Source organism: Terriglobales bacterium (assembly GCA_035561515.1).
Classification (GTDB): Bacteria; Acidobacteriota; Terriglobia; order Terriglobales; family Acidobacteriaceae; genus DATMXP01.
Genome location: DATMXP010000040.1, coordinates 47,306 through 61,516 on the forward strand (window position 1 = coordinate 47,306; position 14,211 = coordinate 61,516).

Annotated in this window: 12 protein-coding genes and 1 tRNA gene; 4 read left to right on the plus strand and 9 right to left on the minus strand. The window is 56.7% G+C overall.

Annotated elements, in window-relative coordinates; genetic code table 11:
- Position 1: 1 nt before the first annotated feature.
- The 7 genes from kaiC to VN577_17800 all read right to left on the minus strand — a co-directional run bounded on the left by kaiC (position 2) and on the right by VN577_17800 (position 9,324).
- Positions 2 to 1,459: a circadian clock protein KaiC gene (gene kaiC, locus VN577_17770; GenBank protein HWR16679.1), complete on the minus strand. Its 1,458-nt coding sequence runs from the start codon at positions 1,457 to 1,459 to the stop codon at positions 2 to 4.
- 35 nt (positions 1,460 to 1,494) lie between these two features.
- On the minus strand, positions 1,495 to 2,349 hold the full coding sequence (gene bla, locus VN577_17775) for a subclass B3 metallo-beta-lactamase (protein HWR16680.1): 855 nt from the start codon (positions 2,347 to 2,349) through the stop codon (positions 1,495 to 1,497).
- Positions 2,350 to 2,451: 102 nt separating this feature from the next.
- On the minus strand, positions 2,452 to 2,841 hold the full coding sequence (locus VN577_17780; protein HWR16681.1) for a response regulator: 390 nt from the start codon (positions 2,839 to 2,841) through the stop codon (positions 2,452 to 2,454).
- 30 nt (positions 2,842 to 2,871) lie between these two features.
- Positions 2,872 to 3,108: a DUF2934 domain-containing protein gene (locus VN577_17785; protein HWR16682.1), complete on the minus strand. Its 237-nt coding sequence runs from the start codon at positions 3,106 to 3,108 to the stop codon at positions 2,872 to 2,874.
- A gap of 200 nt (positions 3,109 to 3,308) precedes the next feature.
- The gene (locus VN577_17790) at positions 3,309 to 6,476 is read right to left on the minus strand and encodes an error-prone DNA polymerase (GenBank protein HWR16683.1); all 3,168 of its coding nucleotides are present in this window, start codon (positions 6,474 to 6,476) and stop codon (positions 3,309 to 3,311) included.
- A complete protein-coding gene (locus VN577_17795) occupies positions 6,476 to 8,167 on the minus strand; it encodes a DNA polymerase Y family protein (protein ID HWR16684.1) in 1,692 nt (563 codons plus the stop codon). The genes VN577_17790 and VN577_17795 overlap by 1 nt, the downstream gene beginning before the upstream one ends.
- A gap of 5 nt (positions 8,168 to 8,172) precedes the next feature.
- Complete coding sequence (locus VN577_17800) at positions 8,173 to 9,324, minus strand: hypothetical protein (GenBank protein ID HWR16685.1); 1,152 nt, start codon at positions 9,322 to 9,324, stop codon at positions 8,173 to 8,175.
- A 252-nt stretch (positions 9,325 to 9,576) separates the two neighbouring features.
- Between VN577_17800 and VN577_17805 the strand changes: the two genes are divergently transcribed.
- The gene (locus VN577_17805; GenBank protein HWR16686.1) at positions 9,577 to 10,578 is read left to right on the plus strand and encodes an alpha/beta hydrolase; all 1,002 of its coding nucleotides are present in this window, start codon (positions 9,577 to 9,579) and stop codon (positions 10,576 to 10,578) included.
- Between the two features lie 49 nt (positions 10,579 to 10,627).
- Positions 10,628 to 10,702: transfer RNA gene (locus VN577_17810), tRNA-Glu, on the plus strand.
- Between the two features lie 116 nt (positions 10,703 to 10,818).
- On the opposite strand, the gene VN577_17815 is transcribed toward VN577_17810, so the two are convergent.
- Positions 10,819 to 11,412, minus strand: coding sequence for a hypothetical protein (locus tag VN577_17815; protein HWR16687.1), 594 nt, complete (start codon positions 11,410 to 11,412; stop codon positions 10,819 to 10,821).
- 260 nt (positions 11,413 to 11,672) lie between these two features.
- On the opposite strand from VN577_17815, the gene VN577_17820 reads away from it, so the two are divergent.
- Entirely contained in the window at positions 11,673 to 12,077 is a 405-nt protein-coding gene (locus tag VN577_17820; protein ID HWR16688.1) for a phosphopantetheine-binding protein, read from the plus strand.
- Positions 12,078 to 12,841: 764 nt separating this feature from the next.
- Positions 12,842 to 13,492: a PEP-CTERM sorting domain-containing protein gene (locus tag VN577_17825; protein HWR16689.1), complete on the plus strand. Its 651-nt coding sequence runs from the start codon at positions 12,842 to 12,844 to the stop codon at positions 13,490 to 13,492.
- 119 nt (positions 13,493 to 13,611) lie between these two features.
- Here VN577_17825 and VN577_17830 read toward each other — a convergent pair whose 3' ends face one another.
- Positions 13,612 to 14,184, minus strand: coding sequence for a hypothetical protein (locus tag VN577_17830; GenBank protein ID HWR16690.1), 573 nt, complete (start codon positions 14,182 to 14,184; stop codon positions 13,612 to 13,614).
- Between the last annotated feature and the right edge of the window lie 27 nt (positions 14,185 to 14,211).

Here is a 14,211-nt window from a genome sequence, read left to right on the forward strand (position 1 = left end):
TTTAACTCTGCCTTGTGCGGAAAGGTTTGTCCTCGACGCCTTGGACCTGGACACCCTTGCTGCTGATGGTGAACTCACGCATATCGGATGAATGTTCCATCCCGCGCGATTTCAAAACGTAGATCACACGTTTGCGTGAGCCGTCGAATTGGATCTCCTTCACCATGATCCAGGTGTCCATGAGCGACGAAATTTCCGTGCTGGTCTGCTCCAACTCGCCGGTCGACAGATTCGTGAACAGAGCAGTGACCTGGCGGCTCTTCAGCAGGTCGATGAGGCGAGTCAGCATCGACTTCACCGAAGACGTACTTCCCACCGAAATGAGATTTGTGATTGGATCGACCGCAACCACAGTTGGCTGGAACCGGTCGATTTCCTGGCACATCGCCGCAAGATGATTCTCCAGGCCCATGCTCGTCGGCCGAACCGAAATGATCTTGAGAAGGCCTTTCTTGATCCAGCGATCAAGCGTCAGGCTCAAGGAACTCATGTTGCGGAGTATCTGGCTGGGCGATTCTTCGAAGGCGAAGTAGAGGGCCCGTTCGCCGCGTTGGCAAGCCGCACTCACGAAACTCGCTGCGATACTCGATTTACCTGTACCAGCGGTTCCCGTCACAAGAATGCTGCTGCCGCGGAAGAAACCCAGGCCGCCCATCATGGCATCGAGTCCGGGCACGCCGGCACTGACGCGGTCGGTGGAGGCTTCGTGGTTGAGTTCCAACGCCGTGATCGGCAGCACGGACACGCCATTCTGGTTCAGCAGGAATGGGTACTCATTTGTGCCGTGTGTGGATCCGCGATACTTCACGACACGAATGCGGCGGGTGGAGATTTGTTCGCTGACCCGGTGATCGAGGAAGACGACGCAATCTGCGACGTACTCCTCAAGTCCGTGACGTGTCAGGGTGGACCCGTCGCCAGCCTCGGCAGTGATCACGGCAGTTACGCCACGCTCTTTAAGCCAGCGAAACAGTCGGCGTAGTTCGGAGCGGACGATGCCTTCGTTCCGTAGCCCGGCGAACAGAACCTCAATTGTGTCGAGCAGGATCCGCTTCGCTTTGACCGACTTGATCGCGTGGTCCAAACGGATGAACAGTCCTTCGAGATCGTACTCGCCGGTTTCCTCAATCTGACGACGCTCGACATGAACGTAGTCGATCAAAAGCATATTCCGGCGAATCATCTCGTCTAGCTCGTAACCTAGCGACGCAACATTGGAACTGAGTTCCTCCGCCGTCTCCTCGAACGTCATGGCGACGGCGGGTTCGCCGTATTGAAGGATCCCCTGGACAAGGAACTCCATGCCCAGCAGGGTCTTTCCTGATCCGGCACCACCAGCGATCAGGGTGGTGCGCCCTTTCGGGAACCCGCCATACGTGATGTTGTCCAGGCCGGGAATTCCGGTCGGAATCTTCTGGAGAGAAAATTTCGATTTCGCTGTACGAGATTTCTTCGCCATAAGCTAAGCGAACAACTTGGCTCACGATCGCTGCTTTACTTCTGTTGCTGTCGCTTTACTTCAGCTTCAAATTCAACTTTTGACTTTTGAACGAAAGCGCTCAGTTCCTGCCGATCGACAAAAGGATTTGTCTTCGATTTGGCCAGTAGCTCGCGTTTCTTATTCAGCTGAAAGAAGGACCCGTGCGCACCGAGCATGACATCGCAAGACATACTGTGCAGCAACTGAAAGGTTTTACGGAAATCTTCGATGATAGTCGGGTACTCTCGGTTGCCTACAAGGTTGTAACCGGGAGCGGTAGTGCTGCAAAGGAATACGACGTTGTAACGCTTGCCCTTTTCTTCAGCGACGGTGGTCCAGGTCGTGCAGCCCTTCGTATGACCGGGGGTGATGCGGGCGACCATGCGGTTGCCGCCAAGTTCCAGCGTGTCTCCATCCTGAATGAACTGATCTGTCGTGACCGGCTCGAAGGAAACTTCATCGCCCCACTGAAAATCGCCTTTGCCGCCACGCGCGACCTGGCCCCCGTCTTCGCGGCTGGCGACAAACTTGGCTCCCGACCAGCGTTTCAATGCCGCAAGCCCGGCTGCGTGGTCGAAATGCGACTGCGTCAGCAGGAGATACTTCACATCTTCGACTTTGAATCCGAGCTTGCGGATGTTGTCGCGAATCTGCGGCGCCGTCTCAGCAAAGCCGCCATCGAGGAGGATGTGTCCCTTCGGGCTGGCGATCAGGAACGAAGTGATGTCGCTCGCTCCGACGTAATAGATGTTGCCGATAATCCGAAACGGTTCGACCGGTTGATTCCATTCACGCCACTCCGGCCGAGTTTGTGCTCCGGCCATGGAAACGAATAGGCAGACGACGGCGAAAACATACTTAACATTCATGCTTAGGTGGGGAGATATGCCGATGAGCCAACGCAGTCTAAGGGATCGTCGTCCGGGTGCAAAGAGAAAAATCGGCTGCGTCGAATAATCTTCGGGACGAACTCAGGAAACCCGAAGAGACTGGCGGACCAGTTCAATCAACTCCGGAGGTGGACAGGGCTTCGTACGGAACCGCACGCCGAGTCCTTCATACTCGTCCTCGGCTTCCGCCATTCCGCTGATAACGATGACCGGCACGTCCGGCTTAAGTTCGCGAAGCGCGCGGACGAAAACGGCGCCACTCGCTCCTGGCATGATGTGATCGGTGACGATGGTACCGATCCGCGAACCAGCCTCAGTCCGCAGGAAGGCAAGCGCACTTTCGGCGGTGGTAGCGACGTCGATCTCGATGCCGGCGTCGCGCAGCACGGCCTCACGAACCCGTAACTGGAGCGGGTCGTCGTCGATCAGGAGCACACGACTTTTCTGGCTGGTGGTCGTCTCGGACTTCACGTAAGACCAGGTCTCAGTAGCAAACGTCGTTTAAGCTGAACGGCGTAGAGAAGAAAGTTCCGTTTCTGCGCGCAACCAGTCTTCCATATCGAATCCGTGAGTACGTCCACGCTGCTCGAAGAGTTGATAGGCACGAACACGGATCTCTTCTTCGACGTTGCCATTGCCCTTTGTGAGCACAGGCCCTTCGGGAGCGGCAATGGACGCCGAAACCTTCTTGCTCCGAGTGGTCGAGGATGTTGTACGTGCACGCTTTGCTGTTGCCATTACGAATTACTCCTGGAAGATATGAATCAAGAACTCGACGCGGGAGCAAAGCTCCACGCGAGTCACTGTTGTTTCAAATATACCGCTTTTAAATGTGGATTTTGGGTGTATCGGCCAAAAAAATGCAGATACTACTGAGAAGAAAATCCTATGATGAATTTTCCCTCTCAGGCGAACTAAGGTAAGCGTCGTGGTACGTGTTAGTGAAAGTCGTGCGAAGACGTTTTCGCACTCGTCACTTGCAGCGGTGAGATACGGTCGGCCTTCACGGAAACCACGTTGTCCACGTTCTGCAACATCCCTTCTATCATCAAAAAACGCTCGCTCACCAGCAGTACCCGGTTCTTCTCAAACAGGTTCGGCGTGACGATCGCATTCGATATCCCCGTTTCATCTTCAAGGCTGAGGAACACGAATCCATGAGCCGTGCCGGGGCGCTGGCGGGCGATGACACAGCCTGCGGTTTTGACTCGAATTCCGTCGCCTATCTTCGGCAACTCGACTGCCGGAATCACTCCGAGCCGCTTCATTTCGTTCCGCTGATACGCCATCGGGTGCAGTCCCACGGTCAATCCGGTACCACGGAAGTCTGCGACCAGGCGCTCCTCGTGGGTCATCTGCTCCAGCGGAGAAGCCTGGTCGAATTCCTGAATGCCTTCCAACAGCGGGCCAGGGTTGCGCACAGCACGTTCAACCTGCCAAAGCGCATCGCGACGGTGGAGTTTGAGATTGCGATCGCCACTGGTTCCAATGGAGTTCAACGCACCGACGTCGGCCAGTTTCACCAGTTCATCTTTACGAAGCGATGGCACACGACGGGTGAGGTCGGCAATGGACCCGAACGGGCCGCGGGCACGCTCGGCGACGATGGCTTTGGCCGTCTCAGCGCGAAGCCCACGGACATAGTTGAGACCGATGCGGACGACGGATTCGTCATAGTGCTCAATCGTGCATTCGTATTCAGACTTCGTAATGTCGATGGGCTTGAGCTTCAGTCCGTGGCGCTGCGCGTCTTTCACGAGCGTGGATGGGTGGTAAAACCCCATCGGCTGATTATTGAGCATGGCTGCCGTAAACGCCGCGAGATAGTGGCACTTCAAGTAAGCACTTGCGTAAGCGATCAGGGCGAAGCTGGCGGCGTGAGACTCGGGAAAACCGTAGAGCGCGAACGAGGTAATGGACTGGATGATCTCGTCCTGTGTGACACCACTGATGCCATTGCGTGCCATGCCCGCGCGAAGTTCGACTTCAATGTCGCGCATGCGGGCCTCGGACCGTTTGAACCCGAAGGCGCGGCGCAACTCTTCCGCTTGCCCCCCAGTGAACCCGGCCGCCACCATGGCAATGCGAATCAACTGTTCCTGAAACAGCGGAACCCCGAGTGTGCGCTCAAGAATGGGCTCGAGCGATGGATGCGCATACTGCACCGGTTCCCTGCCCTGCCGTCGCTTGATATATGGGTTCACCATCTGGCCGACGATCGGGCCTGGGCGGATGAGCGCAACCTGCACGACGATATCGTAGAAGTTAACCGGATGCAGACGCGGCAGACATGACATCTGCGCGCGGCTTTCCACCTGGAACATGCCAACCGTGTCTGCCTTCTGTAAGACAGCAAACACTTCGGGATCATTCGCGGGAAGCTGCGCTAGATCCACGGTTTCGCCATAGTGCTGCGGGATAAGATCGAGACAGTCTTCCAGCACAGCCATCATGCCCAGGCCGAGCAGGTCCACTTTGATGATGCCCATATCCGCGCAATCTTCCTTGTCCCATTGCACGACGACTCGGCCGGGCATGCTTGCCGGCTCAAGCGGGACGACGGAATCGAGTTGTCCCTGGCAGATGACCATGCCTCCGGAATGCTGACCAAGGTGGCGCGGCAGATCCTGCACGGCAACGGCGAGTTCGAAAAACTTGCGTAGGCGCGGATGCCGAAGGTCGAAGCCGGCATCACGAAACTGCTGTTCAAGCGTGTCGCGCGGGCCCTTGTATTCCCACGTGCCGACAACCGCGGCAAGGCGTGCAAGCGTCTCGCTGTCGAAGCCCATCGTCTTGCCGATCTCGCGTGCGGCAAGACGTCCGCGATAGGTGATGACATTGGCCGTCATCGCTGCCCCGAGCTTTCCGTAACGCTGGTAGACATACTGGATGACGCGCTCGCGCTGGTCTCCGCTGGGAAGATCGAGATCGATGTCGGGCCACTCGCCACGTTCTTCGGAGAGGAAACGCTCGAACAGAAGATCCATCTTCACTGGATCGACAGCAGTGATCCCCAGTGCATAGCAGACAACACTGTTCGCAGCGGAACCGCGCCCCTGCACGAGAACTTCCTGCTCGCGGCAGAAGCGAATGATGTCCCAAACGATGATGAAATATCCGGCGAGATTGAGCTTTTCGATCAGCGCCAGTTCGCGATCAGCCTGACGGCGTGCGCGTTTGCGCAGGTCGAGCGAAGCATGCCCATATCGTTCCTGGATTCCTTTATCCGCGAGTTCGCGCAGGAACGAATTCATGGTGTGCCCTTCAGGAACCGGGTACTTTGGAAACTCGTAACCGAGATCGTTCAGCGTGAACTCAACGCGAGAGGAAAGCGCGATGGTGTTCTCGATCGCTTCGGGCAGATCGGCAAAGAGTTGTGCCATCTCCCGCGCCGATTTCAGGTGACGCTCGGAGTTATGGCAGAGCAGGCGTCCGGCTTCGTCGAGCGTGGTGTGATGGCGGATACAGGTGAGGACGTCCAGCACCTGGCGGCGTTCCGGCACTGCATAAGCGACTCCGTTGGTCGCCAGCAGCGGAAGATTCAGTTCTCGCGCGATAGCGATGGCTGCCTGGTTACGCGCTTCTTCCTCACGATCGAAGTGTCGCTGAAGTTCAACGTAAACATTCTCGTGTCCGAAGATTTCGACCAGGGCTTCGACGATGGTTTTTGCGGCGACATATCCATCCTGGCGGAGCGCGATTGCCAAAGGACCACGCTCATCTCCTGTGAGACAAATGAGCCCTCCGGAATAATGTCGAAGATCTTCGAGCGTGGCGGCCGTAACAGCAGGATCGCAATTCTTCGGGCCGCGAGCCTTCATCTTCGTGATAAGCCGGCAGAGATTCTGGTAACCAATGCGCTCGCGGACAATCAGCGGAATGTGTACGAGTTGCGGCGCGCGCACGGTGATCTCGGCCCCGATATGCGCTTTCATGCCGACCTTCTTGGCCGAGAGATGGAAGCGGGCTGCTCCGTAAACACCGTCGCGGTCGAGCATAGCCATGGAACCCATGCCGAGTTTGGCGGCGATATCCACCAGTTCCTCGGGAATGGAGCCCCCTTCGAGGAAGGTGAACGCGGAGCGCGCATGGAGTTCCACGTACATCAGTCGTACTCTCCCTCCACGAACCATGTGCCGGAGAGCAAGTCACGGTAAACGCGGTAGAGCAGGGCGTAAGAAGCAGTCATCGATGATGCCAACCGGCTGCTACCGTCCGCGGACTGACTTTTGATGGCGACATCCCACTCTTCGCGCTCCCATGGTTCCTTATTCCACCACTCGCCCGAGGTGCGCCATGGCCCGGCACACCAGACGACTTCTCCATACGCCGCTTTCGACAACGATTGCGGTCCGGCAATGGCGCGTGGCGGGCTTATGACAATGGGCTTTTGTTCCATCAACTGCACACTGATGGGTTGCGGCGGACGAAACCGTCGCAACGACGAAACTGGCCTGCTGGTTTCCGCCGCGGCATTCGATTGCTCGTAGCTCGGCGTGGGAGGCGCAAAGCGGTTCATGCGAAACGCATCTGGACGGTGTGTATCCAGGACTTCGGCGGATCCGACATTTCCCTGCCCGCCTGTAACTCCCGCAAGACGCGCCAGCGTGATCTCAAGCTTCTGCGGTTCCGGCGTAAGCGGCAGAAACAAGCCGCGTTGATCGAATTTCGGACGCACTGGCTCCGCTCGCAACCACAACTTGAGGACCGGCGCTCCCGGAGGATTCGCCTTCAAATCGAGCTGCAGCAATTTCAGAAACGTCTTCGCGTCGAGCATGGGCACCGGAAGCTTTATGGTGCGCTCCATGAAGGGCTCGCATCTCTTCTCCGTCGTGGGTATTCCCTCACGGTCAACCGTTACGTCGGGATCGAGTTGCAATCGCAGTTGCAGTTCGTGCGTCGCGAGCGCGCGCGACTGCAACCGCGCACAGAGTTGCTCGATCATTCGCGACAGGATGAACGCCAGCGGTTCCAGCAGGTCGACCGCATATTCGAGTTCAAAAACTTCCTCGAACTGCAATGGCGCTTCCGCCAGCACGATTTCGCGGGTAGTTGCGCCGCAGGCGAAGCGCTGCCATTGCAATCCGGCCTGTCCTAGGCGCTCCACGACGGCAACCTCCGGCAGCACGGCTAATCCACGCAGTGTCCGGACACCCCAGCGATCGAGTGTGTCGAGCATGGCGAGAGCGTTGTCGCGCGACTGTTTTGCCTGCTTGTTCTTCGGTATTGCTCTCCCATACTCCGGCGCGAGCAGAACTTCGAGCGGTAACGGACCAAGCCGTTCCGCCTCTTCGCCTTCAGGGATGACGGTGATGCCGGAGTATCCGCGTGCCGCATGAAGCGCGGCGTCAGCATTCGTTGCAGCGGCGACATGGACTTCGAGTCCGGCATCCGAGCACCGTCTTGCAAGATCACGTGCGATCTTCGCCGCGGTGCCGAAGAGTTGTTCGAGGCCGGAGATGTCGGCGATCACCGTATCCGGCGCGGTAGCTTCCACGCGCGGCGAAAACGACGACGCGCAATCCAGCAATGCTGCCTGCGCGGCAGTTTCACGGTCCAGCGAGCGTTGACGTATATGCCAGCGCTTGTGCTCACAACCAAGCCGCAGGCGCTCTTCGGCCTGCATCTGCGTCATACCGGACTCCACGCCGGCAGCACGCGCGCGGTCATTGATTGCAACCACAGTAACCATCGGCGGTGCACCCTGCACGACGGCAACCGCTTCATAACGCAGGTCAGGTTCCAGTCGCACCAGCGCTTCGGCGGGAAAATCCGGGATGTGTGCGCAAAGAAACATCTCGGCTATCCCATCTTCTTCCACGAGGTCTGCGTCTGAAGGTGCGCTGTCGCGGAACGTACCGGCTTTCGCTCCAGGCGCGTGCGGGCCAGATCCACGCCGACGTTAAGCCCGTCGAGAAGAGAAATATGCGGCAGCGATTTCTGAACGGACTCGACTTTCGGGTGTCCGCTTTGCCGCGCTTCCGCACTCAACTGCATCACCAGCGACGCGCAGGTCTTCGCGCACGAGTCGCGGGCAATCACCAGCAGGATGGTCGGCGTGTTCTCCACCACGCGTCGAAACCGGAACCACGAGGTCAGCGGGATACGTCGCGACTGGTCTGCCGTGATGTCGCCCAGGTCAATGACGATGAGCCCAAATCCGCCGCTTTGCAGCAGCAGGTCCGTTGCTTTCAGCGCCTGGTCAAGGCGATTCCAGCGCGCGCGACGCGCATCTGCAACATTCTGGAGGGCGGCCTTCAGATTTTTTTCGGGCGAAAACTTCGGCCTGGCCACTGCACGCCTCATGTTCCAGGCGGCACGCGGTTCGCCGTTGCCATTCAGCATCGCGTGACGCAGACGCGAATCGTAGTTCTCATGAATGGACCACGAGATATTCTTCGCCGGAGGCGCAACCTGCCTCATGGTGACCGCCTCCTTGCGCCCACGCGCTGCTTCAAAGCAACCGCCGGTAATCGCCTGGTGTACGCTTCGGGCGTTTTCATCCTGTGGCGTGCGGTTTGCGACCGGCAACGGCGCAGCGAACTTCTGCTTCGTTTCTGCCGCCGCGTGTTCCTCTTTCCCGCACCTTACCCAGAGCAATCGGCGCAGATCCACACCGGCGGCTTCAGCGGAAGCGGGATCAAAACTGTCGGTCACATCGATGAGCGCACAGACTTCCTGCCGGCGCGTGATCTCCGCCATCAGCGACATGGTGATGCTGGTCCGACCCGACGATGCGGCTCCGACAATTTCCGTGAGCCCGCCGCGTGGCACGCCTCCGGTGAGCGCATCGAGCGAAGCAATACCGAATGGCACCATGTCCGGTGCAGGACGCACCTCAAGCGCCGACGCCGGCTTCACGCCGGGGATGACAATGCCGTCTGCCCGCAGTCGGGCGCCCGGGGTTACGGCAGGTGAAAAAGGAGTGGCGAAAGCGGTAGCAACGGAACTCATGGTTATCCTCGGGGCAGGGGCGCGGAAAGGAAAACAGTTCCCTCTGCCGCCAAAGGACTACCTTGCGTGGCAGGCATACCGTCGGGCGGAACTGGTCAGAGGGTCGGGCTATTTTCGCTTTTTGTTCGCCTTTCAAATGGGATTCTGCGCCTGCCCGGGCGGGTTGTCAAGATGGGGAAAATACCTGATTTTTCGCTATCTTTTTGCGATTTCCTCCGTCTGATGCTGAACGCCTTACCGGAGGACACTCGTATGCCTCACCTTCGCCCTTTCGCCCTGCTGACCACCTTTGTGCTGCTTACCTTGGCCCTGACGGCCAACGCCGCCAACAAGAAGATCGCGTCGCAGGAAGGCTTCATCACTACGCCCGATGGCGCCAGACTTTATTTTCAAAAGCTCGGCTCCGGCAAACCCGAGGTCATCGTGCCGCTGCATCAGTTTCTGTACGACGACTTCAAGTCTCTCGGCGAGAAACGCACCATCGTCTTCTATGACGTGCGCGACCGCGGACGCTCCTCGCACGTAAAAGATCTTTCGACCATCACGTTGCAACAGGACGTGAAAGATCTGGAAACCGTCCGACAGCACTTCCAGTCGGACAAGGTCAGCCTCATCGGCTACTCGTATGTCGGCATGATGGTGATGGTGTACACGCTGGAGCACCCCGAGCGCGTCAATCGGGTCGTGCAACTGGGCCCAGTTGCTATGAAGTGGGACACGGAATTTCCTCCCGAAGACGATAACCGCAAAGATAATGACGTCGTCGACGGCAAGGCCTGGAATCAATTGCAGGAACTGAAGAAGACCGGCTGGGACAAGCAACATCCAAAAGACTTTTGCGAGAAAGAATTCGCGGTGTTGCGTGTGCGACTGGTGGGCGATCAGGCGAAGGCATCGCAATTGAAGTCCCAGTGCGACTTCGAGAACGAGTGGCCAACGTCGCTCGAACCTCACTTCGGTTCCCTTTTCGGGTCGATCAGAAAGCTGTCGATCTCGCGCGATGCGGTCGCGAAACTGCAGCAACCGGTGCTGACCGTCCACGGGCGTAAGGACCGGAATGCTCCTTATGGTGCGGGAAAAGAATGGGCGACGGTGCTCCCAAACGCACGCCTTGTGACGCTCCCGAATGCGGCACATCAGTCCTGGATTGACGAACCGCGCGTCGTCGAAATGGCCGATCGGTTCCTGTCTGGAGATTGGCCCGCCGAAGCGGTGAAGCCATCTTCCGTAGCAGCCAAAACCGCGGCAAATTGAGCAGAAGCGTGAGGCGGTTTTGCTATAATCGAAATGTCCTCACGCGAGTGGCGCTATCGTCTAGGGGTTAGGACGGAAGATTCTCAATCTTCAAACCCGGGTTCGATTCCCGGTAGCGCTACCAAACATTCCTTTTCTTCGATTCCCAAGGAACCATCAACGTAGGCCACTCCCTCAGGAGAAAGAACCTGCTGGGAACAGCCGAACACGGTAGGATTTTCGCGATCTTCCCGTGGGCGTTTAGGATTGCGGTGCAACCACGCTTTCGTTAACTGTCACGCTTGCTTGCAAACGCTTTCGGATTAGCGCACCAACGGCAAACGACGCAGACGCGTACAGAGGAAACATCACTCGCCATTGCGGTAGGGAGGCAGAGCAGCCACACTCCCAGTTGAAGAAAGTCTGCCAGACATCGCTCCAATCTGTCGGATGATAGCGATGAACATACACAAACGCTGCTACAACGGCCTGAGCGACTGGTAACAGAAGCACAAGTTGAGGCCGCCCTTCTTTCAGCCATCTGAAAGTGAAGTAGCCCAGTGCTCCAGCAACAGCGATCTGCAACGGGAAGTATGGTCTGTCGAGCAGAGCCGAGAATAAATCTTCTGCCACGGGGCTATGGGCTAGTCGGGAGTACAAAAAGAGCGGAGTCGAAAACAAAAGAGCAACTCCTGCGGTACCGAATACGCTAACGAACACGGCAATGATGTACTTTGAAACTGCGACGCCTCTCCTCGCCATGGCTGACAATGGCCGTGTCTCTAAAGACCTGACGTAATACAAGTAGAAGACTGCACCGCCGAAGAAAAGAAGAATTGCGATGCTCTCGTCCATTCAATGCTCCGCACCGCCGCAAAGTAACGAGGCAGTCTATCACACATTCAGCCAGAGAACGGCACGAAACCAGCACTTGGTCCAAAACTGGAAAATTCTAGGCGAGGGCCTAAAAACACAAAAACTTGTGCGCACCCTGCGCGATAAGCGTGAGAAAACATCCCCGCTCTGCGAGTACTTCGGGGTTAATTCGTCCTCTTTTGAGATAGTGAGTGGCAACGTTCGTTACCAACACTTAACGGTATAATCCGATTCCTGCTATGTCTGACATTACGCCGAAAACGAACATCATTGCGAGGGCCTGGAAAAGCATAAATAGTTCAATGAAAGCGATGGATAGCCTTGATGCGGTCGAAGTTGTCATGGCTATCGAGGAGACCTTCGACGTGACCATTCCAGATGGTGATGTCGAAGCAATGCAGACGCCCCGTTCCGTGTCTAATTGGCTGCTGCCCCGCGTTGAAGTTCACGCACCGAACAAGTCCGCCAGAAGATGTTTGCTCAAAATATCTATGCGCGACTCGCGACCCGATCTAGTGAAGGACGTCGGCGAACCGTGGAACCAGGAGCAGGTCATTGCCGTTCTTCGCAACATAATAGTCGAACAAACTGGGGCTAAGGACTTCACCGAAGACAGCACGTTCAAGGACGATATCTTTTCGTAACCGTGTTCCAAGATAGATTCCGGAAATCGCCTTGACCACAATCTCGACAGCTATCAACCTTCACTGTATCGTTCCGCATTCGTGGGGGCGCAGGATGTCTATTTCAAAGTCGCACTGGGCTTGGTCTTGCGCGACTGGATTTTCACTAACGACAGTTCTGAGTGTGTTTGCATTCCGAGCCTACCCAAATGCCAACATATTCCCGCACGCTTGGGAGGCAATGGCACCGGGGATTGCTATCGCGCAAATTCTGTAGCCGATGTTCGGATTCTCACAATCATCACACCTGCTCTGGGCTGTGATCTTTATCGCCAATAGCCTTGTCTACACGTTCCTGACCCTTTTGCTCGTAGAACTGATCATGTTATTCGTGCGCCGTTTCCGAAGCTCGACCGATTAGCTGTCGAAAAATCCCCTTCCCACAAGGAATCTCACGGTGAGGTAGTGAGCGGAAACGGCTGTTCCCGACAGTTATCTGCATCCCGAGCCGGAAGCTTGTCACCAACTGACAAAAATAGCTTCCTCGCGCTCGTAACTGTCAAGAACTGAGCCAACACTAATCCGCGTGGGAACTTGCTCCTCCTTTAGCTGCAATTTGCTGCACATCCGTCGCTCTCGCCATACGACAAACTACGTCGTTTATCTCTGATAACAAATGAATTTACATCTCCTTGGCCGGTTGGCAGCCAAGTTGCAAGTAGCTCTCTCACCCGCAGTAAGTCTGATTTGCAAACACCGTTTCAAAATTTCAGGAGAGTGGTTGCATGAAAATTCGTTTGGCAGTCCTTGTGGTACTGCTTGTGACATTTGCCGCCTCATCTGCCATGGCCGATGTTGTGGATTTCAATGGCATTCCGAACGGAACCGTTATCAACAATTACTACACCGGGGTGACATTCTCGTGTGTAGGCTGTGGATTGGACGGTACCGGACCGAACATTTACGCCCGTGGAGACGGCACGAGCAATGTGGTTTCGTTGTTCGGCACGGGTCTGCCCTTCTTTGATGCTCGCTGGGGAGGAATCAGGGCCACCTTTGACACGGCCCAGAGCGTAGTTGCCATTAACGCCCAGGCTGTGCTTCCGCCGGAATACCTCGGAACTCCGACAAATAAGCCCTGGCTTCAGGCATTCGATGCAAGCAACAACTTGCTCGGTACCGTCTATTACCCAATCAACTATGGCGATGCCGGTTTTGGCACTTTCCAAACGCTTACCTTCGATGCCGGAAGCAACGTGATCGCGTATGTTCAATTCTCCAGCCAGCATACGTCTGGGCCGGCTGTGTACGGTAATTTCGACGATTTGACTTTTAGGACTCAGGGGACCGTTCCAACGGTTCCGGAGCCTGCTGCGATCATTCTTTTCGGTACCGGTGCATCCGCACTGTTGCTGAGGAAACGTGCGCGCAAATAAGGACGTGGGGAATCTCGCAGAGGGTCGCGCAAAGCGACCCTTTTCGCTTGTTCAGAGTGTCACTTGAACCGAGTGCATTGGTGTGAGAGGAATGACGTCTGGGCCCGATGTTCTGATTCTCAATTTTTCGGAGCCGTCACAAGCGCTTCCTGTTGTCTGATGAGTTCTTCTCTTTTACTCGTAATGTCCTGCGCCAGATCGGTGGGGAATGGTCGAAGGGCGTTTTTCTTCGCTCGTATGGAATCGAAAACGTTCAGTGCCTGCCGTGCATGGATCTGAGCGCTCTGCAACTGCTCCTGTTTGTCTGACTGCATCTCAAGTACCGCATCTTCCAGCATCCCGAGAGCGGCGCCATATTCCGTTGCCAGTGGCGCGGCTTTGATCGCGCATTCACCGTAGCCTCTCACCTTGGGAATCACCGAAACCGCCGCTGCGGCAAACGCCATCACTCCGACCAGCGCCTGTGCCCACCATCCGGTTTTCGCCGCAATTGCTCCCCATGCACTCAACCCGGTAACAACGCTGATGAGGCTGGCGACGATCGTGTATCGGTCCGCCCGCACCTGCATCTTTTCCGCGTAAAGGTTGAGATGATTCGCCCAATACCCCGCGCTCACAATGCACTCGATCATTCGCCGTTGCGATATGTTCGCAGTCGCGGGCGTTGCTGCTGCATTTCCGCCGTTGGACATCGTTACCTCCTGGCTAAATCGAGCCCT

Bases quoted from the DNA above. Each gene is read 5' to 3' on its own strand.
- kaiC (HWR16679.1), bottom strand. From the start codon at position 1,459: ATGGCGAAGAAATCTCGTACAGCGAAATCGAAATTTTCTCTCCAGAAG.
- bla (HWR16680.1), bottom strand. From the start codon at position 2,349: ATGAATGTTAAGTATGTTTTCGCCGTCGTCTGCCTATTCGTTTCCATG.
- VN577_17785 (HWR16682.1), bottom strand. From the start codon at position 3,108: ATGGCAACAGCAAAGCGTGCACGTACAACATCCTCGACCACTCGGAGC.
- VN577_17790 (HWR16683.1), bottom strand. From the start codon at position 6,476: ATGTACGTGGAACTCCATGCGCGCTCCGCGTTCACCTTCCTCGAAGGG.
- VN577_17795 (HWR16684.1), bottom strand. From the start codon at position 8,167: ATGTTTCTTTGCGCACACATCCCGGATTTTCCCGCCGAAGCGCTGGTG.
- VN577_17800 (HWR16685.1), bottom strand. From the start codon at position 9,324: ATGAGTTCCGTTGCTACCGCTTTCGCCACTCCTTTTTCACCTGCCGTA.
- VN577_17805 (HWR16686.1), top strand. From the start codon at position 9,577: ATGCCTCACCTTCGCCCTTTCGCCCTGCTGACCACCTTTGTGCTGCTT.
- VN577_17815 (HWR16687.1), bottom strand. From the start codon at position 11,412: ATGGACGAGAGCATCGCAATTCTTCTTTTCTTCGGCGGTGCAGTCTTC.
- VN577_17820 (HWR16688.1), top strand. From the start codon at position 11,673: ATGTCTGACATTACGCCGAAAACGAACATCATTGCGAGGGCCTGGAAA.
- VN577_17825 (HWR16689.1), top strand. From the start codon at position 12,842: ATGAAAATTCGTTTGGCAGTCCTTGTGGTACTGCTTGTGACATTTGCC.
- VN577_17830 (HWR16690.1), bottom strand. From the start codon at position 14,184: ATGTCCAACGGCGGAAATGCAGCAGCAACGCCCGCGACTGCGAACATA.